15 protein-coding genes, 1 tRNA gene and 1 pseudogene are annotated in these 21,630 nt (G+C 68.2%); 3 read left to right on the top strand and 14 right to left on the bottom strand.

Annotated elements, in window-relative coordinates:
- Window positions 1-147: 147 nt before the first annotated feature.
- The 5 genes and pseudogenes from BLV24_RS02100 to BLV24_RS02080 form a co-directional block, all read right to left on the bottom strand.
- A complete protein-coding gene (locus BLV24_RS02100; protein WP_092679477.1) occupies window positions 148-1,284 on the bottom strand; it encodes an epoxide hydrolase family protein in 1,137 nt (378 codons plus the stop codon).
- A 102-nt stretch (window positions 1,285-1,386) separates the two neighbouring features.
- A complete protein-coding gene (gene glyS, locus BLV24_RS02095; RefSeq protein WP_092679476.1) occupies window positions 1,387-3,621 on the bottom strand; it encodes a glycine--tRNA ligase subunit beta in 2,235 nt (744 codons plus the stop codon).
- Window positions 3,622-3,632: 11 nt separating this feature from the next.
- Window positions 3,633-3,836, bottom strand: a pseudogene (locus tag BLV24_RS02090) (sodium/glutamate symporter); the annotation flags it as partial.
- A 123-nt stretch (window positions 3,837-3,959) separates the two neighbouring features.
- The gene (locus tag BLV24_RS02085) at window positions 3,960-4,463 is read right to left on the bottom strand and encodes a DUF6446 family protein (protein WP_092679475.1); all 504 of its coding nucleotides are present in this window, start codon (window positions 4,461-4,463) and stop codon (window positions 3,960-3,962) included.
- A gap of 4 nt (window positions 4,464-4,467) precedes the next feature.
- Complete coding sequence (locus BLV24_RS02080) at window positions 4,468-5,424, bottom strand: glycine--tRNA ligase subunit alpha (RefSeq protein ID WP_092679474.1); 957 nt, start codon at window positions 5,422-5,424, stop codon at window positions 4,468-4,470.
- Window positions 5,425-5,653: 229 nt separating this feature from the next.
- Between BLV24_RS02080 and BLV24_RS02075 the strand changes: the two genes are divergently transcribed.
- Both BLV24_RS02075 and BLV24_RS02070 read left to right on the top strand, forming a co-directional pair.
- A tRNA-Thr gene (locus BLV24_RS02075) sits at window positions 5,654-5,729 on the top strand.
- Between the two features lie 222 nt (window positions 5,730-5,951).
- A complete protein-coding gene (locus BLV24_RS02070; protein ID WP_245710335.1) occupies window positions 5,952-9,392 on the top strand; it encodes a class I SAM-dependent DNA methyltransferase in 3,441 nt (1,146 codons plus the stop codon).
- 836 nt (window positions 9,393-10,228) lie between these two features.
- Here BLV24_RS02070 and BLV24_RS02065 read toward each other — a convergent pair.
- From BLV24_RS02065 to BLV24_RS02030, 8 genes are all read right to left on the bottom strand, one after another.
- Entirely contained in the window at window positions 10,229-12,688 is a 2,460-nt protein-coding gene (locus tag BLV24_RS02065; protein ID WP_092679472.1) for a DUF3987 domain-containing protein, read from the bottom strand.
- 242 nt (window positions 12,689-12,930) lie between these two features.
- The gene (locus BLV24_RS02060; RefSeq protein WP_092679471.1) at window positions 12,931-13,125 is read right to left on the bottom strand and encodes a helix-turn-helix transcriptional regulator; all 195 of its coding nucleotides are present in this window, start codon (window positions 13,123-13,125) and stop codon (window positions 12,931-12,933) included.
- Between the two features lie 352 nt (window positions 13,126-13,477).
- On the bottom strand, window positions 13,478-14,755 hold the full coding sequence (locus BLV24_RS02055; RefSeq protein WP_176954592.1) for a tyrosine-type recombinase/integrase: 1,278 nt from the start codon (window positions 14,753-14,755) through the stop codon (window positions 13,478-13,480).
- Between the two features lie 427 nt (window positions 14,756-15,182).
- Window positions 15,183-16,088 (bottom strand): EamA family transporter, encoded by a 906-nt coding sequence (locus tag BLV24_RS02050; RefSeq protein ID WP_092679469.1) that lies wholly within the window; start codon window positions 16,086-16,088, stop codon window positions 15,183-15,185.
- A gap of 302 nt (window positions 16,089-16,390) precedes the next feature.
- Window positions 16,391-17,029: a DsbA family oxidoreductase gene (locus BLV24_RS02045; RefSeq protein ID WP_092679468.1), complete on the bottom strand. Its 639-nt coding sequence runs from the start codon at window positions 17,027-17,029 to the stop codon at window positions 16,391-16,393.
- The gene (gene wrbA, locus BLV24_RS02040) at window positions 17,029-17,652 is read right to left on the bottom strand and encodes an NAD(P)H:quinone oxidoreductase (protein ID WP_092679467.1); all 624 of its coding nucleotides are present in this window, start codon (window positions 17,650-17,652) and stop codon (window positions 17,029-17,031) included. Before wrbA ends, BLV24_RS02045 begins: the two co-directional genes overlap by 1 nt.
- A gap of 107 nt (window positions 17,653-17,759) precedes the next feature.
- Window positions 17,760-18,647 carry a LysR family transcriptional regulator gene (locus BLV24_RS02035; protein WP_092679466.1) on the bottom strand — a complete coding sequence of 296 codons (888 nt, stop codon included), beginning with the start codon at window positions 18,645-18,647 and terminating at the stop codon, window positions 17,760-17,762.
- A 171-nt stretch (window positions 18,648-18,818) separates the two neighbouring features.
- On the bottom strand, window positions 18,819-19,763 hold the full coding sequence (locus tag BLV24_RS02030; protein WP_092679465.1) for an alpha/beta fold hydrolase: 945 nt from the start codon (window positions 19,761-19,763) through the stop codon (window positions 18,819-18,821).
- A gap of 88 nt (window positions 19,764-19,851) precedes the next feature.
- On the opposite strand from BLV24_RS02030, the gene BLV24_RS02025 reads away from it, so the two are divergent.
- The gene (locus tag BLV24_RS02025; protein ID WP_092679464.1) at window positions 19,852-20,565 is read left to right on the top strand and encodes a helix-turn-helix transcriptional regulator; all 714 of its coding nucleotides are present in this window, start codon (window positions 19,852-19,854) and stop codon (window positions 20,563-20,565) included.
- Window positions 20,566-20,609: 44 nt separating this feature from the next.
- Here BLV24_RS02025 and BLV24_RS02020 read toward each other — a convergent pair whose 3' ends face one another.
- Window positions 20,610-21,590, bottom strand: coding sequence for an NAD(P)-dependent alcohol dehydrogenase (locus BLV24_RS02020; RefSeq protein WP_092679463.1), 981 nt, complete (start codon window positions 21,588-21,590; stop codon window positions 20,610-20,612).
- Window positions 21,591-21,630 lie beyond the last annotated feature (40 nt).

Genomic DNA, 21,630 nt, shown 5'->3' with positions numbered 1-21,630 from the left:
GCGGCCGAGCCTCGCCCGGCCGGCGTTAAGGTTGAATTGACGCTAGGCGCCGAAGGGGGCGAATCCGGGGCCGCGGGGCGCGTTCGCAGGCGCCCGACGGCGGTCTGCGCAACCCGGCGGCTCGAATCACACGCCCTGCGGCCGCGTTCAGCGGAAGGCGCGGAAGGCGTCGCGGACCTCGCGGGTGAAGATCTCCGGCTGCTCGAAGGCGGCGAAATGGCCGCCCCGCTCGGCCTCGGTCCAGCGGTGCATGTTGGTGTAGATCTTCTCCGACCAGGCGCGGGGGGCGGGCACGATCTCCCGCGGGAAAACGGTGGCGGCGGTGGGGATATGCACCTGCGGGATCGCGCGCCCCCCGAAGCTTTCCCAATACAAACGGGCCGAGGACGCGCCCGCCGCCGGCAGCCAGTAGAGCATGATGTTGTCGAGCATCGCGTCCCGGCCCAGCAGCGCCTCGGCGTCGCCGTCATGGTCGGTGTATTCCTGGTATTTCTCGTAGATCCACGCGGCCTGCCCCACCGGGCTGTCGGTCAGCCCGTAGCCCAGCGTCTGGGGACGGGTGGACTGGACGCGCGAATAGCCGGTGCCCCAGCGGCGATGGCGGGTGTTGGCCTCGATCGCGCGGCGAATGGCGGGGTCCTCGGACGGGTCGCGGCGATCCAGCGGGAAGGACGGCATGTTGAGGTGGATCGCCTCCAGCCCCCTGGGCGCCAGCGTCCCCATCGCGGTCGTGACCGCCGAGCCCCAGTCGCCCCCCTGCGCCACATAGCGGTCATAGCCCAGCGCCGGCATCAGCTGCGCCCAGATCTCCGCGATCCGCTCCACCCCGCAGCCCGAGCGCGCGGGCTTGTCGGAAAAGCCGTAGCCCGGCAGCGACGGCAGCACGAGGTGGAAGGCGTCGGCCGCGTCCCCGCCATGGGCGGCGGGGTCGGTGAGGGGGCCGATCACGTCCATGAACTCGATGACCGAGCCCGGCCAGCCATGGGTCATGATCATCGGCAGGGCATCCGGCTCCGGGCTGCGGATGTGCAGGACATGGATGCCGAGCCCGTCGACCTCGGCCCGCTGCGAGCCCATGCCGTTCAGCCGCGCCTCGCAGCGCCGCCAGTCGTAGTCGCGCCGCCAGTAGTCGCAGAGCCCCCGCATCCGGTCGATGGGCGCGCCCTGGGACCAGTCGTCCACCGGCTCGGGCTCCGGCCAGCGGGTCATGTCGAGGCGCGCGCGCAGGTCGTCGAGCGCGGCTTCGGGGATGTCGATGGCGAAGGGCGAGAGGGTGACGGTCATGGGGCCTCGGGCGACGGGGGAGAGGGGCGGAGCCACCCTGCCCCGCCCCGCATCCCGCCGCTTGCGTCCACCCCGCCGGAAGACGGGCGCGCCTTGGGCCGCTCAGCCCTCCAGCGCGCCGAAGACGGCGACCCGCTGCATCACCACGCGGATGCGGTTGAGCAGGCACAGCCGGTTGCGCCGGATGATGCCGTTGTCTGAATTCACCTGCACCGCCTCGAAAAAGGCGTCGATGGGCGCGCGCAGACCGGCCATGGCGGTCATGGCGGCGGCGAAATCCTCTTCGGCCAGGGCGGCGGCGATCTTCGGCTCCGCGGCGTCGAGGGCGGCGAACAGCGCCGTCTCCTCCGCCCCTTCGGCGAATTTCACATCCGGGTCGAGCGAGTATTCGATGCCGTCCTTCTTCTCCTCCGCCGTCAGGATGTTCACCGCGCGGCGGTGGCCCTGCAGCAGGTTGGCGCCGTCCTCGGTCTCCACGAAGGCCTGAAGCGCCTTCACCCGGGCGACGAGCAGCACGAGGTCGTCCTGGCCGCCCAGCTGGAAGCAGGCCTCGATCACGTCATGGCGCACGCCCTCGCCGCGCAGATGCACCTTGAGACGGTCGGCGAGGAAGGCGAGCAGGTCACTAAACTCAGTGGAGATAGCCTCAAGATCGAATTCTTGATCCTCATAAAAATCTCCCGAGCTGGTTTCACCCTCTGCAACCGTCGAAAGGAATCTATCAAACGTTTTCGGACGCTGCTTGGGCACACCCGTGCCTCGAGGATCGCCATAAGACACCGGCATCAAAATTGACGCCTCGGCCCAGCTCATAAGGACTTTCTCCAAACTTACTCGCACACCACCCGTAGTGATTATGCGAATTATACCGATCGCAGCTCGCCTTAGGGCGAAGGGATCTTTGCTGCCGGTTGGCTTTTCATCGATGCACCAGAAACAAGCCAGCATGTCGATCTTGTCGGCCAGCGCCACGGCGACCGAAACCGGCGCGGTCGGCGCCGCGTCCCCCGGCCCCAGCGGCGCGTAATGGGCGGCGCAGGCCTCCGCGACCTCCTCCGACAGACCGGCGGCGCGGGCGTAGTAGCCGCCCATCACGCCCTGAAGCTCGGGGAATTCGTAGACCATCTCGGAGGCGAGATCGGCCTTCGCCACCTTCGCCGCCTGTTCGGCCAGCGCGGGGTCGGCGCCGACGGCGGGCGCGATCTCGCGCGCCAGCGCCGCGATGCGCGCGATGCGGTCGGCCTGGCTGCCCAGCTTGTTGTGGAAGGTGACGTTGGCGAGCGGGGCGGCCATCGCCTCCAGCCCCGCCATTCCTTTACCCTCTCGCTCGATCTTGCGCAGGTCGTTCTCCCAGAAGAACAGCGCGTCCGACAGGCGCGCGGCCAGCACGCGGCCGTTGCCCTCCAGGATCGTGGCGCCGGCGTCCGCCGTCTCCCGGTTCGCGACGGTCACGAATTTCTCGATGCGCCCGGTGGCCGGATTGCGGACCGAGAAGAACTTCTGATGTTCCTTCATCGAGGTCTGGAGCACCTCCGGCGGCAGCCCGAGGAACTTCTCCCCGATCGGCCCCATCAGGACCACCGGCCATTCCACCAGCCCGGCGACCTCGGCCAGCAGGCCCTTGTCCTCGACGATCTCCATGCCCAGCCCGAAGGCGGCCTGGTCGGCGTCATGCCGAATGCGCTCGGCCCGCTCGGCCGGATCCAGCACCACGTGACGGGCGGCCAGCTTGTCCCGGTAGTCCTCGAAGCCCGAGACCTGGACCGCCCCCGGCGCCATGAAGCGATGGCCCCAGGTCATGTCGCCCGCCCGGATCCCGTCGATGTCGAGCGGCACGATCTCCGGCCCCGCGTCATCCGACAGCAGGCAGATGATCGAATGCAGCGGCCGCACCCAGCGCAGGCTCCCCGACCCCCAGCGCATCGACTTGGGCCAGGGGAAGTTGCGGATCGCCTGCTCCAGCGCCTCCGCCACCACCTCGGCGGCCTCGCGGCCCGGCTTCTCGATGACCGCGAAGAGCACTTCGCCCTTCTTGTCGGCGCGGCGCTCCAGCTGGTCCATGGTCAGGCCGGTGGAGCGCAGGAACCCCGCCACGGCCTTTTCCGGCGCGTCGGCGCGGGGGCCCTTGCGTTCCTCCCGCGTGGCGCGGGTGGCCTTGGGCAGCCCCTCCACCGCCAGGCACAGGCGGCGCGGCGTGGCGAAGGCGGCGGCGGCGGCATAGGTCAGCCCCGCCTCCACCATGTGGTCGGTGACCAGCTTCTTCAGGTCCTCCGCCGCGCGACCCTGCATGCGCGCCGGGATCTCTTCGGAAAACAGTTCGATCAAGAGGTCGGGCATGGCGAGGAATCCTAGAGCGTCAGGAAGAAGCGGATGGCGAAGGCGTTCGCCGGATCCACGAAGAAGGCGGAGACCAGCGGCAGCACCACGAAGGCCATGGGCGAGGGCCCGAAGCGTTTGGCGACCGCGGTCATGTTGGCGATGGCGGTGGGCGTGGCCCCCATGCCGAACCCGACGAAACCGGAGGAGAGCACCGCGGCGCGATACCCGCCCCCATCGCCGGACACAGCGCAGCGCGGCCCCGCCCCGGCCTCGGCGCCAGGCGGTCGCGCAGGTGGGATCGCGTCAGCGCGCCGGTCATCGCCGCCGCTCCCGCTCGGGCCGGGCGTGCATGGCGCTCAGTCCTCCGGGGCGGGCGGGCAGCCGTCGGGCAAGGGCTTGCCGTCGAAGGTCGCCGTGCCGCAGGCGTTGATCTGGCGCCACATCCAGCCGCGCCCGTCCGGCCCCGCCGCCACGATCCGGTCGAAGCCGTAAGGGGTGTTGCGCGCGGCGAGCACGGCGCGGATCGGTCCGGCCTCGATGCCCTCTGCGATCTCGGCCGCGTCGAAGCACTCGAACCAGCTCGGCGCCACCAGCGGCGTCGGCGCCTCGGCCTCCGCCACATGCTGAAGCGCGTCGGGCGCCACTCCGTCGGCGATGCGGAAACAGGCGCGCAGCTTCAGCGGCGAGGTCGCGGCGTCGATCCCGTCATATTCGACGACCGGCAGGGTCGAGCCCTGGATCTCGATCTCCGTCACCCCGTCCTCGCGCGTGTAGAAGGCGCGCGTCTGGAACCACCAGAGCGCCGCGCCGAAGGCGATGCAGAAGCCCGCGAAGGCCAGGATAAGGGGACGGGAGCGCATCGGATCAGGCCTCCGCCGTCGCGGCCGGCGCGCCGCCGCCGGCCTCGGTGGTCACGAAGCAGTCGGCGCAGGCCTTGGCCAGCGTCCGCACCCGCCCGATATAGGCCTGCCGCTCGGTCGGGGAGATCACGCCCCGCGCATCCAGCAGGTTGAAGATGTGGGACGCCTTGATGCACTGGTCATAGGCCGGATGCGCCATGGGAATGTCGCGCCCGGTCTTGGGGTCGGTGCGGTCCTGCGCGAGGATCGCGGCGCATTCGGCCTCGGCCTCCTCGAAATGGCGAAGCAGGACCTCGGTGTTGGCCACGTCGAAGTTGAAGCGGGAGAACTCCCGCTCGGTCTGGCGGAAGACGTCGCCGTATTTCAGCGCGATCGGGGACTGCGGGTCATTATAGGGCATGTCCATGACGTGATCAATGCCGAGCACATACATCGCCAGCCGCTCCAGCCCGTAGGTCAGCTCGCCTGAGACGGGCCGGCAGTCATGCCCGCCGACCTGCTGGAAATAGGTGAACTGGGAGACCTCCATGCCGTCGCACCAGACCTCCCAGCCCAGGCCCCAGGCGCCCAGCGTCGGGCTCTCCCAGTCGTCCTCGACGAAGCGGATGTCGTGCAGGCCCATGTCGATGCCGATGGCTTCGAGGCTGCCGAGATAGAGGTTCTGCAGGTCCGGCGGGCTCGGTTTGATGAGCACCTGGAACTGGTAATAATGCTGCAACCGGTTGGGGTTGTCGCCATAGCGCCCGTCGGTGGGGCGGCGCGAGGGCTGGACATAGGCCGCGGCCCAGTGCCGGTCGCCGAGGCTGCGCAGGGTGGTGGCGGGGTGGAACGTGCCGGCGCCGACCTCCATGTCATAGGGCTGCATCACGGCGCATCCGCGGGCGGCCCAGTAGGTCTGCAGCCTCAGGATGATCTCCTGGAACGAGCGGGGGGCGTCCTGCGCCTGCGGGGTCCGGGTCATGGTCTTCCGCCTCCGTTGGGTCGCCGCGCGGGCGCGGCGTCGGGCCGGCCGCCGGGGCCCCCACGGGGCCGCGCCGCGGCGCGCGCGCGAGCGGTATCGCGGGGCGGCGCGCAGGTCAACGCGGGAGGCGGGTCGCGCAGGGGCCCCGGGCGGGGCGCGACGGCCGTCGCCGCCTGCGTCTCCGTCTTGCCCGAGCCCCGCCGATGGGTTAGCCGGGGGCTTGCGGCGAGCCGGTCTAGCTCAGCTGGTAGAGCACCTGATTTGTAATCAGGGGGTCGGGGGTTCGAGCCCCTCGACCGGCGCCATAATTTCAATAGCTTATAGGGCTATCGAAAACCCGGACGGCTAGCCGTCCAACCCCGGTCCAACACCACTACCGATCTCGCCTTCACCGGCGGGTCGCGGCATCCGCCTAATCGGGTGCGCAGGAGCTTCGCTCTGTCCGCTCGCATATCGAGCAAGTCGGAAAAGCCATTGTGGCAAGCCGCCGTCGCATGCAACGTCCCCCTAACAGGGAGAACAACACATTGCAGATCGAGGACTTCATTTCCCGCTGGCGCGCCTCGGGCGGCAGCGAGATCGCCAATTTCCAGACATTCGCGAATGAACTTTGCGCCCTGATCGGCGTCGCCCCGCCTAAGCCGGCCCAAAGCGACGGCCAAACAGACGACTATCGCTTCGAACGCCCGGTGACGGAAACGCATACCGGCGACCGTCGCAAAAGGCGGATAGACCTCTATCGCCGTCGCTGCTTCATCATGGAAGCCAAGCAAGGCGCAGGCCCCAAAGCCGAGGCGGAGCAACTGGACCTTCTCCCTGGCAGCGGCACGGCCAACCGGACCGGACATGGCCGCCGTGGAACGCGCGCTTTCGAGGACACCCTGCTTCGAGCACGCAACCAAGCGGACGGCTATGCACGCTCCGTCTCGAAGGAAGATGGCTGGCCCCCCTTCCTGCTGATCGTGGACGTCGGGAACATGATCGAGGTTCACGCCGACTTCTCGGGTCAGGGTCAGGGCTACACTCAGTTTCCGGACGGCAACCGCTACCGGATCACGCTCGAAGACCTGCGCGACGAGGCCGTGCGCGACCGGCTCCGCACCGTCTGGGAAGATCCTTTCTCGCTGGACCCCTCCCGCCGCGCTGCCGAAGTCACCCGCGATATCGCCGCCCATCTCGCCGAACTTGGCAAAAGCTTCGAGGGCCAGGGCCATGACGGGGAAACGGTCGCGCGCTTCCTGATGCGCTGCCTCTTCACGATGTTCGCCGAAGACGTCGAGCTGCTTCCGAAGGACTCCTTCCGCGACAAGCTGCGCGAGCTGCGCGGCCGCCCCGAAATGGCCGAGCCCGTCCTGCAATCGCTATGGGAGACGATGAACACGGGCGGCAACTCCCCCGTTCTGATGGCGCGCCTCCTGCGCTTCAACGGCGGCCTTTTCCGCGACGCGAAAGCCCTGCCCCTCACGGCCATGCAACTCGGCCTTCTGATCGAGGCGGCCGACGCCGATTGGAAGCAAGTCGAGCCCGCGATTTTCGGAACGCTGCTGGAGCGCGCGCTTGACCGCAAGAGCCGGCACAAGCTGGGCGCGCACTACACGCCCCGCGCCTATGTGGAGCGGCTGGTGATGCCGACCATCATCCAGCCGCTCCGCTCCGACTGGCGCGACGTGCAAGCCGCGGCCGATCTCCTCCGCAGCCAGGGCAAGAACAAGGAGGCGCTGGACGCGGTTCGCGACTTTCACCGCAAGCTTTGCGAGATCACGGTTCTGGACCCGGCCTGCGGTTCGGGTAACTTCCTCTACGTTGCGCTGGAACTGATGAAGCGCCTCGAAGGCGAAGTCGTCGCCACGCTGGAGGAGCTGGGCGAAGCGCAGGCGAGTCTCGGGCTTGCCGGGCATACCGTCGACCCGCACCAGTTTCTCGGGATCGAGCTGAACCCCTGGGCGGCGAACGTGGCCGAGCTTGTGCTGTGGATCGGCTACCTGCAATGGCACTATCGCACCCACGGCAAGGCCGCGCCCTCCGAGCCGATCCTGCGCGATTTCCGCAATATCGAGCATCGCGACGCGGTGCTGACCTGGACTGGCCGCACGCCGCGAATGGACGAGGCCGGCGCGCCCGTCACCCGCTGGGACGGCGTGACCACGATGCGCCATCCCGCGACCGGGGAGGAGGTCCCCGACCCTTCGGCGCGCGTGCAGATTTTCGACTACGCCGACCCGCGCCCCGCCGCTTGGCCCGAAGCGACTTTCATCGTCGGCAATCCGCCGTTCATCGGGGCGAGCCGAATGCGCGAGGCGCTGGGCGACGGCTATGTGGAAGCGCTTTGGCGAGCCTATCCGAAGATGCCGCAGAGCGCCGATCTGGTGATGTTCTGGTGGGAGAAGGCGGCGGTGAAGGCCCGCGCTTTTGACGGCTCCGCTGGCTTGCGGCGGTTCGGGCTGATCACGACGAATAGCTTACGACAAACTTTCAATCGCCGTGTGCTGGAGCCGCATCTCGGCGACGCCAAACATCCGCTTTCACTATTGTTCGCCATCCCCGATCACCCCTGGGTCGATACCGTGGACGGCGCGGCAGTGCGGATCGGCATGACGGTAGGGGCGTCGGGAACGCGGCCTGGGCGGCTAGTGACCGTGACTAAGGAGAGTGGCGAGCGGAACGAGGCCGAGGGGCGTGCGGTCGAGTTGTCGGCGGAACGTGGGCTTCTCTTCTCAAACCTACGGATTGGCGCTGACGTTGGAAGCGCAACTTCGCTGATGGCGAACCATAGCATCGCATCCCCTGGTGTGAAGCTTCACGGTGCCGGGTTCATAGTTTCGCCGGAGAAGGCAAGGGAACTTATCCGTGGCTCGACCAAAGACGTCGAAGCGCATGTCCGATCATATCGGAACGGTCGCGACCTTACGTCGACTCCCCGCGGAGTAATGGTCATCGACCTATACGGGCTTTCGGAGAGCGCGGTGAGATCGGCGTTTCCTTCGGTCTATCAGCACTTGCTTGATCATGTGAAACCCGAGCGCGATCAGAATTCGAGAGAAATCTACCGTCGCGATTGGTGGATTTTCGGAGAGCCTCGCAAAGACTTAAGGCTCGCCCTAGACAATATTTCTCGATATATTGCCACCGTCGAAACAGCAAAACATCGGCTATTTTACTTCCTAGATCGCAGCATTCTGCCCGACAATAAGCTCATAGCCATTGCCATCGATGATTCATCAATACTTGCCACGCTCTCTTGTAAGCAACATGTTGCTTGGTCTCTCGCCTCAGGTAGTAGACTTGGCGTCGGCAATGACCCGGTCTACGTCAAATCCCGCTGCTTTGATCCATTTCCCTTCCCCGTTCTCACGCCCTCTCAGCGCACCACCCTTCGCAACCTTGGCGAAGAACTTGACGCCCACCGAAAAGACCGCCAGGCGCGGCATCCCAAACTGACCCTGACCCAGATGTATAACGTCCTCGAAAAACTCCGGGCCGGCGAGCGGATCGATGGCAAGGACAAGCAGATTTACGACGACGGCCTCGTCGGCCTGCTACGCGACATTCACGACCGGATCGATGCCGCCGTGGCCGAGGCCTATGGCTGGCCGGTCGACCTGCCCGAAAACGACCTCCTTCAAAATCTCGTCGCCCTCAATCGCGAGCGCGCCGAAGAGGAGGCGCAGGGCCAGGTCCGCTGGCTCCGCCCCGAATACCAGAACCCCGACGGTCGCGCGGCCGGGGCCAAGTCCGGAACGCTCGCCATCACCGCGAAAGCCCAGACCGGCAAGGCCGCGTGGCCCAAAACCCTGCCCGCCCAGATCGCCGCGGTTCGCGAGGCGCTGGAGACGTTGGGCGAGGCCGATGCCGAAGCCGTGGCCCGCACCTTCCTCCGAGGGCGCGCAACGACCGTCGAGCCATTGCTGGAAACACTCGCCGGCCTTGGCATGGCCGAGATGACGGGAGAAGGCCGCTACGCGCTCTGACGGCAGCAACGATGCTCGAAGTCCGTCCCGCATTCCCCCATACGGTCGCGCATCAAACCACGCCTCAAAAGGCGTGGTTCCAATTGCCTGCGGACGGAACCCCCTTGGGGCTTTTCTGCGCCTAGATCGACCCCAAGGCCCGAACCACCCTTGGGCTGAACTTTGGGGAAGGACCCCTACCGGCGCCTAACGGCATCAGCGCCGAGGCAGAGCTTGAAGTGGGTGCATCGGTCTTCCGTGAGGCCGCTGAAGGCCGACCGTATCGCCGTGCCTTGCGCGCCTCCGCCCGCAAGCTTCCGCCATGCGCACGTGGCGAGGCCAAAACCTGTGTTAGCGTAGGAGTTCGCCTATCCACGCCGGTCCCGGCTTCGACGGGCTAGAGATTCTCCGCCCCCCTCCCCCTTACATGGGCGCGTCATGCCTCAAACTGTGGACGCGGGAAATTGCGTTTCCTCGCCGGTCCCCGATCCAATCAGCCGGAGGATCAACGCCCCCCCCTCCGGCCTGCCATTGCTCAAAGGCAAGAGACCTTTCCCACGCAGGCCGTGTGTCAGCCGCCTCCCCAGAGCGGCCCAATCGCCCGGCATTCCCTCCGCCTTGACCTCGCGCGCCCCTCCCCCGCGCCGCCCGTTTCCGACAAGCCTCGCCGCAATATCGGGCATCAGAGCGACGGTTGCGCGGGCGCGTAGTGCGGGACAAAAAGCGGTGCGCGTTCCCCTTCCCCCATATCCCCCGCTTCCCCCGGAATGGCACGCGACCGCGCATTTGGGGGGAAATGGGGGAAACGGGGAGAACGTTCGGGTCGCACGCGGACGCCCAGCGGTGTTGGCAATCCATCAATCCCAATCCGCCGAAAGGTCGGGGCGGACCGTGATCGTCGGGCTTGCAGGCCGCCCAGGTCTGCCCCGACCATCTCGCGCGATGGCGATATATCCACGCTCGACAAGTCGTTCCAACGCCAACGACACGTCCGCCATTGTCGCGAAGGCCGCTGAACCCTTCAGACCTTGCCAAAGATCACGGGCGACGAAGCTGCGCTTGTGACGGCGGCGCATCCAAGCCCAAGCTTGCTCGGCAGCCGCCAAGCCTTCGTCCGCCGCCATCAGGCGAAACGCGGCTAGCGCATGGGCGGCAGAGACTTCGACGAAGGCAATTGCTCGTTCCATCGTCTCGCGAGGAACATCGGTCATCCAGGGCGCCCCCCCCGAATGGTCCGCGGCGTGAAGCACTCCAGCGACGCGCACCGCTGCGCCGGGGGCCTTGCCCGCCCAGTCGGTGGCGTTCTCGAAGTCGCCTCCCGGCCGCATTCGGGCTTCGAACCGCTTGGCGAAGGAAAGCCATTCCTCGAAGGCTCCGGGCGAAAGCGAGATGACATGCGGGCAAGGCTCGCCGCTTCGATCATACCCCTCGGGCCAATCCAGCATGGAGCGAAGCCCGCTGTCATAGGCCGCCTTGGCGGGCTCGGGCGTTGGCTCCGCGTCCAGACTGCGCCAGCCGAGCGGCGACCACGGCAGGAAGTAGAGGAACCGCCCCAGAAGACCCCGGCCCCGGAAACCCGGCTTCGCCACAAGCCCCCGCAACAGGTCCGGTTGCGGCGACATGGCGACCGTAAGCAGCGGCTCGCGCAGATAAACGGGGGCGCGCCCAATCCGGTCCACCCGCTCCGCGTCGCCTGCATGGGCCTTCAACATGAGATCGAGGTTCGGAACGCCTTTCGAGTATCGCCCGCCGACGATCTCGAAGAACCCGCCTTCTGCGGAGAGCCACGCCATGCGCTCGCCATGCGCGGAGAGAAGCACGCCCAGGTTCTCGGGCGTGGCGTCTGAGGTCCAGAGCTGAGGCGGCCGCGGGGGCTCAGGCGCGGCGCTTTCGATCTCCGCCGCCTTCCGGGCGAGGTCGCGCGCTTCGGTGTCGCTCTTTGCTTTCGCGGCTTGCGCCTTCAACTCCTTGGAACGCCCTTTCGCCACCTCCAGCTCGGATGCCGATACCGCGATCTCGCTCGCCATCGCCTCGGCTTTCTCCCGCTCCCAATCACGAAGCGGGCGGGCCGCCGCCTTTTCCACCGCCGATTTCCGGTTGCCCGGGGCCAGCGCCGGGAGAAGCCAAAGGTTGCAGGGCTCGAAGTAGTCGGGCTTCACGCGCACCCGGACGCGCCGCGCCGCCGCCACCGAAGCCGCGCCGAGGGTAAGGCAGGCCGCCATCTCGAACGGCGTTTCCGTAGAGGTCGCGAGCGCCGACGCATAGTCGCCGAGCCATCCGCCCAGCATATCGGGCGAAAGCCGCGGCAGGTCGCCGCCTTCGAGCGGGACAAGCTCGGGCCAGTCGTTATCGCCTGCCCTCACCAGCGCGCCGGCGCGCGCGCCCTGTCCTTTATTCGCAGGATCAATGCCCAACGCGTTGCAAAGCCAGTCCGCGGCTTCTAGCGGCGTCGCCGCGCCGCCCCAACGCATAACCACGTCGATTGCGGTCATCGGCGCTTCCTCGCCGAAATCCCGGATGCCGTCTGGATGCAGCGACAGATCTTCTTGCAGCCCTCGGCCGAGGACGCGCGACGAGACGCGCCATGCCCCGGTCCCAGGCTGAAAGTCCGCAGCGGGAAAGATCCGCGGAACCCATGCACCCAGATTGGCGAGCGCCGCAGCCTTAACGGCGGAGAAGAACGGATCACACCCAACGTGATCGAACTTGAAGCCCCCACGCCCACCTTTGTCGCTGCGCCTGCCCGCATCCTTCGCGCGCTCCAGCGCCGACAGGAGGGCGCTGGGCGGCCCTTTGAGGTCCGCGGCCTCGTGGGCGGCGATCAGCGCCTCGTGAGCCCAGGCGACCACGTAGCCGCCCTCGCTGCGAATATCGACGCCAACAAGCCCCTTCACGCTGTTTCCGGGCAGGCCCTTGCGCCACCGAAAGATGAAATGCCACCCCCCCGAGCGGGTCGGCGCGCAATACATGTGGTTCGCGGGTGTAATGCCAAGCGCGGCGAGCGTCGCCTCTCCTGCCGTTTCGCCCGTTTCGCGATCTATGTCGGCGTCCGCAACGAAGAGATCCGACGCCACCCCCATCGGGACGCCCGGCAACGCTTCGGGGAAACGTCGCCACCAGTTCGCGACGGTATCCAGGTCCGCGGTCGCGTCCTTGAAGCCATGCGGCGTGAGAGGCGTTTTGCGCGGCTCGTCTGGGTAGCGTTGCTCGGCGAGCGGCTTCGGTCGACCGTCGCAGGGAAACACCGGGAGCCCCGCCTTGGCGAGCGCAAACGCCGCCGCTGCGGCATCGGTGTGAAAGGTTCCATCGTGGGTCATCCCTCGGCCCTCCCGATGTTCCCGAGTATGCGCGTTGATCGCGCCGACGTCACGGAACTGAACCAGCTGCGACAGGTGACGTCGCCCATCCTGCGGCTCTCGCACGTATCGCGGGCAACGTCGCAGATGACACTTGAAATTGTGAACGTTATGGTCTCGGGAAGCCGCGCCGTTCGCGAAGGCTTTCCAGAGGCCCGGTCGCGCCTGTCCGCGCGCCGGGCTTCGTTCTTTTCCGCCATCGGTCAATCCACCCGCGACGCGCCGAGCCACGCCTCAAATTCGGACCGCTCATAGCGGACCATGCGGCGGGAGATTTTTCGCATTGGCGGCCCGTCTCCGCGATGGGCGGCCAGTTCGAGCCAGCGGCGAGTGATGCCGTATTCGGCTTCGATTTCGTCACGGCTGAGCAGCCGCTTGCGTTGCACAAGCAGGTTCATAAGGGACCTCTCAGGGATGGGGAGATGCCAACGCAAAAAGGCCCCGCGCCGGTCGCCGGCGGAGGCTCAGTTTTCGTGCTCGTAGGTTTCTGGCGCTGGCGGGGCTGGTCGCGTCCGGACAAATCCGACGCGCACGGGGAAGGCGAAATGCAAAACGCCCCGGGAACCCCGAGGCGCTATTTCCCACTCTCCAGATTGCAAGATTACGCGTTTAGCTTCGCTTGTCCAGCACTAATTACACGTAGGTCACGTCCATCTCCTCGACGTAAGGAGCTTCAACCCGTGAGAATGAATCCTGATCTCTAGCGCGGCCTGTTCTCGAAGCATGGACGACCAGAGTAGGCCCAAAGCTTCAGCTGATCGAATCCTTCAAGAGGACGATCTCGCCCGAGGCATGCGCGTCGCCCATCGCCACCGAGATCCGTCCACCGATAGTCGCCGCTGCGGCCTGCAACGGGTCATCAGACAGATGGGCATACCGCGCCGTCGTCGCCGGCTGAGAATGCCCTAACAATGCCCCTATGATCGGCAGCGACGCGCCGCCCGCCGCCCCTACGCTGGCGAAGGAATGCCGAAGGTCATGCACGCGCACATCATCCAGCCCCGCCGCTTCCCTGATGGCGAGCCACGGGTCTTTGAGGTTCACCAAATGCGCGCCACGCTTCGCGCCGCGTATCACGTAGGGGTTTTCGTCGGATCGCTTGAGGTCCGCCAGAACAGCCAGCGCAGGCGGCGGCAGAATAATCGACTTCTCGCCGGTCTTGCTGTCCGGAAGGCTCGCTCGGCCGCTGGCGAGGTCGATCCAATCCCAGCGCAGCCCAAGGATCTCGGACTTTCGCGCACCGGTGAGAATCAACAGGCGAATCGCGGCCACGGCCTCGACAGAGACGGGCACCCGCTTCTGAAGCTCGCGCACGCCTTCCTTTTTTAGGAGGGAAATATACCCGTCGCGTTCCGCCATCCGCAGGACTTCGCCAAGCCGCGCCAGTTCCGCGGGAGAGAGGAAGCGCTTTCGCTTCGTCTCGGGATATTTGCGGACATGGCGGCACGGGTTCGTTCCATCAGGGCGAAGGCCCCACACTTCAGCGAGGTTGAACATCTTGGAAAGCAAGGCGAGCGCCCGGTTTGCCTCATAAGGCGTCGCCGAAATCCGCTTGTGAAAGGCGGCGATCTCGGAGCGAGCGACCTCGGCAATCTTCGTCCTACCGAATGCGGGGCGCAGCCGCTTCTCGATCATGCGCACATCGTTCTCAAGGCTGGAGGCCTTCTTGTGCGGGCGGGCGTGCTCTTCGAGATATCGGTCGAAAAGCTCCGACATACGAGGCGCGTCGCGCCGGGCTTTGCGCTCGCTGGCTGGATCGCCGCCCTTGCGGACTTCGGCAAGCCACTCCTCCGCGATCCGCCGCGCGGCCTCCGCCTTCATTGCGGGGAAGTCGCCGATCTTCGGCTCCCGCTGCGAAGCCCCGCGTCCGCCGCCAAGGCGATAGGCGAGATACCAAGCTTTCGCGCCTGTGGTCGTGACCTGCAAACGGAAGCCAGGGAGGTCCGTATCGGCGATGTGGTAGCGGCTCGCCTCGGCCTTGGCCGCATTCGCCGTCCGCTGGGTCAGCTTCAGTTTACGCGCGACCATAGCGCCCTCCAGTCCAACACCGGTCCAACACCTGTCCAACACGCGGCGCGAAACCATGCGCCGCCTTGGAGGAGAAGGTAGGCGTTCAATATGCTGTTTTCAATGCATTATATGTCGATCCATGACACGGAAAGAAACATAGAGAAACTACTAAACTTGAGATTTGCAATCAGGGGGTCGGGGGTTCGAGCCCCTCGACCGGCGCCGTATTATCGACGGGCGACGCAGTGGATGCCGCCGCGGCCGCGGTTTCGCGACCCCGCGGCGATCATGGACTGGCGCAGCCCCGGGGACTTGGCCCGCGGGCCGCCTCGGGCCGGGCGCTGAACCGTTGCACGCTTCAGCCGCCGTAGGTCGTCAGCCCCGCCTCGCGACGCGCCATGATCAGGTCCTCCGCGACGGTCCGTCGGAACCGGCCCGGCGCGGATCATGAACCTTCCATGCGCAGGACCGGGCGCGCCGCCGGTTTCGCCGGCGCAGGCGGCGCCGGACGGTTGGCCCGTTGCCCCGCCCAGACCGAGCCGAGAACGATCAGCGCGCCCACCCCCTGCAGCAGGGTCAGCGACTGCCCCAGCGCCGCCCACCCCAGCAGCACGGCGGTCACCGGGCTCATCATGCCCAGCATCGACACCGCGCCGGGCTCGATCCGCGCGACGCCCCGGAACCACAGCGCATAGCTGGCCGCGGCGCCGATGAGCCCCAGCCAGAGCAGCCCGGCGACATTCGTCCCCGTCAGGGGCGGCAGCGGCGGCTCGACGATCAGCGCAAGCGGCAGCAGGATCATCCCCCCGGCGGTCAGCTGCCAGGCCGTGAAGCCGAGCGCCGAGACGGGCGGCTGCCATTTCCGGCTGAGCACCGTGCCCGCCGCCATCGACGCGGCGCCGCCAAGCCCGGCCGCGACCCCCACCGGGTCGAGAGCGGCTTCGGGACCGATCAGCAGCAGCGCCACGCCCGAAACGCCGGCGGCGGCTGCGGCGACGGCCCGCGCCCGGATCGGCGCGCCAAGCCATCCGCGCGCCATCACGATCACCATCATCGCCTGAAGCGCGCCCAGCGTCGCCGCCACCCCGCCCGGCAGCCTGTAGGCGGCCACGAACAGCAGCGCCCAGAACAGCGCGAAGTTCAGACCGCCGAGCACGAAGATCCGCCCGAGCCACGCGATCGGCGGCGGTCGACGCGTGAGCGCGAGCAGGAGCAGCCCGGCCGGCAGCGCGCGCAACGCCGCCATCGTGACCGGGTAGCCCGCGGGCAGCGCCTCGGTCGTGACCAGATAGGTGCTGCCCCAGACCGCCGGGGCGAGCGCGGTGAGCAGGATGTCGGCGGTGCGTGACATGGCGTGTCTCATGTTCGGAAGAGCGCGGAAGGGGCGGGGCCGGCGGTCATCGCCGCCCCGACATGTCGGGCTTGGGTGTCGTCAAAGGTCGCGGGCGCGCCGTCATGCGAGGCGGACCTCGGATCGCGGCAGCCCTCGCTCACCAGAGCGAAGGGAACGGCGCGCGCGGGCGCCCCGGCCAGGGATCGAGGCCGATGTCGCGCATCAGGCGAGGCGGCAGGTCGCGGCGGACATCTCGAAAGGCGCGGCGGCGATCGGCGGTCTCGCGGAAGACGAACGGGATGATCATTGGGAACCTCCTTTCAGGCGACGAGGCGGAGGGAGGCGCGCAGCTGCGCGGCCAGATCCTCTCGCGGTCCGTTGACGAGGCGCGCGCCGGTCTCGCGGATGATGAGGGCCGGGATGGATCGGACCTGGAGCGCGCGGGCGCGCGCCCGGTCGGCTTCGACGGCGCGACGGGTTTCCGGGTCCTCGAAAACCTCGGCGAAGGCGGCGCGGTCGAACCCCAGCGCCCGCGCGGCGCGCCGCGCCGTGGCCGGGTCGGCGACGTTCCGCGCCTCGGTCAGATGCGCGTGCTGCAGGCGGTCGAACATGGCCCAGTGGGCGGCCTGCCCGCCCAGCCGCTCCGCCGCCTTGCATCCCAGCGCGGCGGTCATCCCGTGGGGATAATCGAAGGGCGCGGCCCGCATGGCGTCGATGTCGACGCGCTCCGGCCGGTCGCTGACCTCTCGGCAGACCGCCCAGTGCCCGAGGATGGTCTCGCGGGCGTCCTCGGGCGCGCCCCAGCGCGCGGCCATCTCGGCGCGGCTGGCCTGCAGGACGAAGGCGCGATGCCGGATGTCGAGGTCGAATTCAGCGGCCAGCGTCCGCATCCGCGACGAAATGTTGAAGCACCAGCAGCAGACCACGTCGTGGAAGAAGTCGAGGGTGAGGGACGCCATCACGCGGCCTCCTCCGCCAGGACGGCCCCGGCCAGCCGCGCGGCGATCCGCGCCACATGCGCGCCGTGGAACCGCGCGCCGGCAAGGTCGGTCTCGGTGGGCGCGCGCGCGCCATCGGCCCCCGCGATGGTCCCCGCGCCATAGGGCGCGCCGCCGACGATGCCCTCGGCCGTCGTCTGGCCGGCGAAGCTGTAGGGCATGCCCGCGATCAGCATCCCGAAATGCTGGAGCGGGATCTGGGTCGACAGCAGCGTCGCCTCGTGCCCGCCATGCTGCGAGCCGGTGGAGGCGAAGACGGCGGCCACCTTGCCCACCAGCGCGTTCCGCGCCCAGAGGCCGCCGGCCTGGTCGAGAAAGGTCTTCATCTGCCCGGCCATCATGCCGAACAGCGTCGGCGTGCCGAAAATGATGGCGTCATAGGCCTCCAGATCGGCCGGCGCCGCCACGGGCGTGTCATCCGCCGCGAAGCCGGCCCTCCGCCGGACCGCCTCGGGGACCGTTTCGGGCACGCGGCGCAGGTCGACATGGATGCCGGGAACGCTGCGCGCGCCCTCGGCCTCGGCCTGCGCCAGGGCGCGGACATGGCCGTAGCTGGAATAGTAGAGAACGAGAACGCGGGTCATGGGAACCTCTCGGGGCTTCGGGCGTCGATGCCGGAGAGGATCGGGGATCGGCCGGGCCGGAATAACCGGCCCGCCGTCACTTCATTCTTTACGCAGGTTGAAGAATGTCACGGCCCGAGCGCGGCGCGCAGATGGTCGAGAAAGGCCGTGACCTTCGCGTCCATGCCCAGCCGCGAGGCCGTCACCGCGAAGATCTCCGGCGCCGGAAGCTCCCAGTCGGGCAGAACGCGCACCAGCGCGCCCCGCGCCTCGGCCTCTTTCGAAACGAAGTCCGGCAAGGTCCCGATGCCCTGCCCGGCGATCAGCAGATCGCGCAGCACGAGGCTGTTGCCGACGCGCACCGGCGGGTCGAGGTCGATGGTGACCGCGCCCGAGGGGCCGCTCAGCGCCCATGAGGTCAGGTGGTCCGCCAGCAGGAAGCCGATCACCCGACGCCGGGCGATGTCCTGCGGAACAGCCGGCGCCCCGGCCTTTTCCAGATAGGCGGGCGCCGCGAAGATCCGCTGCCGCATCGTGCCGATCCTGCGCGCCACCAGCGCCGAGTCCGGCATGGCGGGCCGGATGCGGATCGAGACGTCGAACCCGCCCTCCACCATGTCCACCACGCGGTCGTCCATCGACAGCGTCAGATGCAGGTCGGGATAGGCGTCGAGAAACCCCGGAAGGATCGGCGCGATCACCGTCTGCCCGAAAGAGCTGGAGGCGTTGACCCTCAGGTGACCGCGCACGGCCCCGGCGCCGTCGCGGATGCGCGTCTCGACCCCGGCCACGGCGTCCAGGATGCCGGTCGCCTCATCGTAGTAAAGCCGTCCGGCGTCGGTGAGCGACATGGAACGCGTCGTGCGGGTGAGCAGCGTCGCGCCGAGGCTCTCCTCCAGCAGCTTGATCTCGCGGCTCAGAAGCGCGGGCGACACGCCGAGATCCTCCGCCGCGCGCGCGAAGGCGCCGCGTTCGACGATCCGGCGGAAGGCGTGCATGACGGAAAGCTTGTCCATGCCTCTCTGTCGTCGCCTCCCTGGCGTTCGTTGCGGGCGTTCGTTGCGGGCGCGCGCCCGACGGGTCGCGATCCGCCTGAGCCTAGCACGGGCGGGAAACGGCGCGAGCCCTCCGGTCTTGCCGGAGAGCCCCGCGCCACCCTGCCCCGCACTGCCCCGCACCGCCCCCGCCTACGCCGCCTGCCGGACCGCGAGCCAGCCCAGCATGGCCTCGGTGGTCTCGTCGGGCTTCTCCTGCTGGATCCAGTGGCCGCAGTCGAGGCTCAGCACCTCCGCGTTCGGGACGAACTCCGAAAGCGTCTCGGACGGCGGGATCATGTCCCGCGTCCCATGGATCATCAGGGCGGGCTGGCGGACGACGGGGTCGACATCCGCCAGGATGCGCCAGTTGCGATCCAGGTTCCTGTACCAGTTGATGCTGGCGGCGAAGCCCGACGCCTCGAATGCCGCGATGAAGACGGCGAGATCCTCGTCGCTCATCAGCGGATCGCCGGAAGGCGCCTCGGCCGTGGCGAGGTTGATCATCATCATGCCCGGCTCGGGCGGCGCGGAAGGCTGGTTCCTGCGCAGGAGGTTGCGCAGGAAGCGACCGGCATTCGCGTCCAGCACGGCGTCCGCCACGCCGGGTTGACGGTTGAAATGCACAAGGTGGTTGTCGGGCCCGAACACGCCCTCCAGGAACTCGACCCACGGGATCGGGGTGCGGGGCTGGTAGGGCAGCGCCAGGTTGATGATCCGCCTCACGCGGGCCGGATGCAGCAGCGCCATGCTCCACACGACGTTCGCGCCCCAGTCATGGCCGACGAAAACGGCGTCCCGATACCCGAAATGATCGAGAAGCGCGGCGAGGTCGCCCGTCAGCCGGGCGATGTCGTAGGCCTCCACCTGCGACGGACGCGACGAGTTCCCGTAGCCCCGCTGGTTCGGGACGATGACGTGATAGCCCGCCGCCGCCAGCGCCGGCATCTGGTGGCGCCAGGAATAGGCGTGCTCGGGCCATCCGTGGCACAGCACGATCGGATTTCCCCGGTTCTCCCGACCGGCCTCGAAGACCTCGAGGCGGGCGTCGCCCAGCGCAACGCGCGTGGGGGCGGGGAAATCGGCGGTTCGGGTCATGGCGGCGTCTCCTTTGCGTGTCAGCTCGGCGAACGCCTAGATCAAAACGGTTCCAGAACCTGACGCCTTTGTGTGCTAGGGAGCCGCCATGAAAAGCCGTGGTCGACAAGACGCCATCCTGCGGACCCTGCGCCGCACAGGGACGAGCACCCTCGCCGCGCTGGTCCGGGAGGTCGGCGCATCGCGCAGCACCATCCTGCGCGACCTGTCGGCGCTGCGCGACGAGGGCTACGTGATCCACGCCGAACAGGGCCGCGGCGGGGGCCTGCGGCTGGACCCGGGCTCCGTGCCGGCGACGGCGCGCCTGACGGTCACCGAGGTCTTCGCGCTCATCGTCTGCGTCTCAAGTATGCGCGCCGCCCGGACGCTTCCGTTCTCGAGCCTCGCCGACGCCGGGCTGGCCAAGATCGAGAAGACCTTGCCACCCGACACGCTCCGCGATCTGCGCCGCCTGCTCGACTGTCTCTATGTCGGGCCGCTGGCGCCCCAGGTCGACACGTCGACCCTGGGCGATACGGAGGCCGCCCTGTCGCCCGCATTCGAGCAGGCGTTTCTCGAACGGTCGCGGCTGAAGTTCCGCTATCGCGACGCGAAGGGGACCGAGACCGAGCGGCAGGTCGAGCCGCAGGCCATGCTGATCCTGCCGCCGCTCTGGTATCTCGTCGCCTGGGACCCGATGCGCGAAGATTTCCGGCATTTCCGCATGGACCGGATCAGCCGACCCGAGGTCATCGAAGGCCCGGCATTCCGATCGAGGCGCGTGCCTTTCGATGCCGGCGTGCAACCCGTTCGATACGCCTAGCCGCGGGCACGGGGGGGGCGCGGTCACGGGGGGGGGGGCGCAGGTCACATGACGACCACGTTGCCGCGCTTGCGCCCCGTCTCCATGTAGCGATGCGCCTCGACCAGATCGGCCAGCGGATAGACCCGGTCGAGCACCGGCGCCAGGGTTCCGGCCTCCACCATGGCCAGCAGGCGGGAAAGGTGGGCGCGCAGGAGCTCGGGCGGTTGCAGGCCGGCGGCGCTGAACAACGCCCGACGCCGGCCGGACAGGCGGCTTCGCAGCATCGCGCCCAGCAGCGACGGGCTCAGCACGGGGCAGATATAGCGCCCGGCCTCCGTCAGCCGGGGGCTGGCCGCCCCGAAGGCGCTGACGCCGAGCGTGTCGAAGATCACGTCAAAGCGCTCCGGCAGGGCGGTGAAATCCTCCCGCGCATGGTCGATGACCCGTTCCGCCCCGAGCCCCGCCACCAAGGCGGCGTTCCCCGCGCTGCAGGTGGCGACGACATGCGCGCCCGCGGCCGCGGCGATCTGCACCGCAGCCGTGCCGAGGCTGCCGGACCCGCCCAGGATGAGGATGCGCTGACCCTGACGCAGCCCCGCGACCTCGTGCAGAAAATGCCAGGAGGTCAGCGGACCGTCGCACATCACGGCGGCGTCCTCATGCGACAGCGCCCGGGGCTTCTTCATCAGCACGCCGGATTCGTCGAGGCGGATATGGCTGGCGTTGGCCCCGAATTTCAGCCCCGCCTCGCCGAAGACGGCATCGCCCACCGCAAACCGGCCGACCCCGTCGCCCACGCCGATCACCTCGCCCGACAGCCCCGTGCCCGACAGGTTCCGGCGCGGGCGCCGCAGGCCGAGGAACGGCCGCGCGAAAACCGGCCGCCCGGCCCGCATCATGCCGTCGGCGCGGGTGACGGCCGAGGCGCGGATACGGATCAGGATCTCGCCGGGTGCGGGCGCCGGAACCGGGCGCGTCACCGGGCTCAGAACCTCGGGGGCGCCGTAGCGATCAATGCTCCATGCGGTGAGCGTGGCGGTCATGGGGGTGTTCCTTTCGGTGTGACGTCGAACGCCTATCGGA

The sequence above is a fragment of the Albimonas donghaensis genome (assembly GCF_900106695.1).
GTDB classification, from domain to species: Bacteria; Pseudomonadota; Alphaproteobacteria; order Rhodobacterales; family Rhodobacteraceae; genus Albimonas; species Albimonas donghaensis.
Note: the sequence above shows the minus strand (reverse complement) of the source record. Positions and strands in the feature narration are given on the sequence as shown.

Bases quoted from the DNA above. Each gene is read 5' to 3' on its own strand.
- BLV24_RS02100 (WP_092679477.1), bottom strand. From the start codon at position 1,284: ATGACCGTCACCCTCTCGCCCTTCGCCATCGACATCCCCGAAGCCGCG.
- BLV24_RS02030 (WP_092679465.1), bottom strand. From the start codon at position 19,763: ATGACCCGAACCGCCGATTTCCCCGCCCCCACGCGCGTTGCGCTGGGC.
- BLV24_RS02025 (WP_092679464.1), top strand. From the start codon at position 19,852: ATGAAAAGCCGTGGTCGACAAGACGCCATCCTGCGGACCCTGCGCCGC.
- BLV24_RS02085 (WP_092679475.1), bottom strand. From the start codon at position 4,463: ATGCGCTCCCGTCCCCTTATCCTGGCCTTCGCGGGCTTCTGCATCGCC.
- BLV24_RS02055 (WP_176954592.1), bottom strand. From the start codon at position 14,755: ATGGTCGCGCGTAAACTGAAGCTGACCCAGCGGACGGCGAATGCGGCC.
- BLV24_RS02065 (WP_092679472.1), bottom strand. From the start codon at position 12,688: ATGACCCACGATGGAACCTTTCACACCGATGCCGCAGCGGCGGCGTTT.
- BLV24_RS02050 (WP_092679469.1), bottom strand. From the start codon at position 16,088: ATGTCACGCACCGCCGACATCCTGCTCACCGCGCTCGCCCCGGCGGTC.
- BLV24_RS02060 (WP_092679471.1), bottom strand. From the start codon at position 13,125: ATGAACCTGCTTGTGCAACGCAAGCGGCTGCTCAGCCGTGACGAAATC.
- BLV24_RS02020 (WP_092679463.1), bottom strand. From the start codon at position 21,590: ATGACCGCCACGCTCACCGCATGGAGCATTGATCGCTACGGCGCCCCC.
- glyS (WP_092679476.1), bottom strand. From the start codon at position 3,621: ATGCCCGACCTCTTGATCGAACTGTTTTCCGAAGAGATCCCGGCGCGC.
- wrbA (WP_092679467.1), bottom strand. From the start codon at position 17,652: ATGACCCGCGTTCTCGTTCTCTACTATTCCAGCTACGGCCATGTCCGC.
- BLV24_RS02045 (WP_092679468.1), bottom strand. From the start codon at position 17,029: ATGGCGTCCCTCACCCTCGACTTCTTCCACGACGTGGTCTGCTGCTGG.
- BLV24_RS02080 (WP_092679474.1), bottom strand. From the start codon at position 5,424: ATGACCCGGACCCCGCAGGCGCAGGACGCCCCCCGCTCGTTCCAGGAG.
- BLV24_RS02035 (WP_092679466.1), bottom strand. From the start codon at position 18,647: ATGGACAAGCTTTCCGTCATGCACGCCTTCCGCCGGATCGTCGAACGC.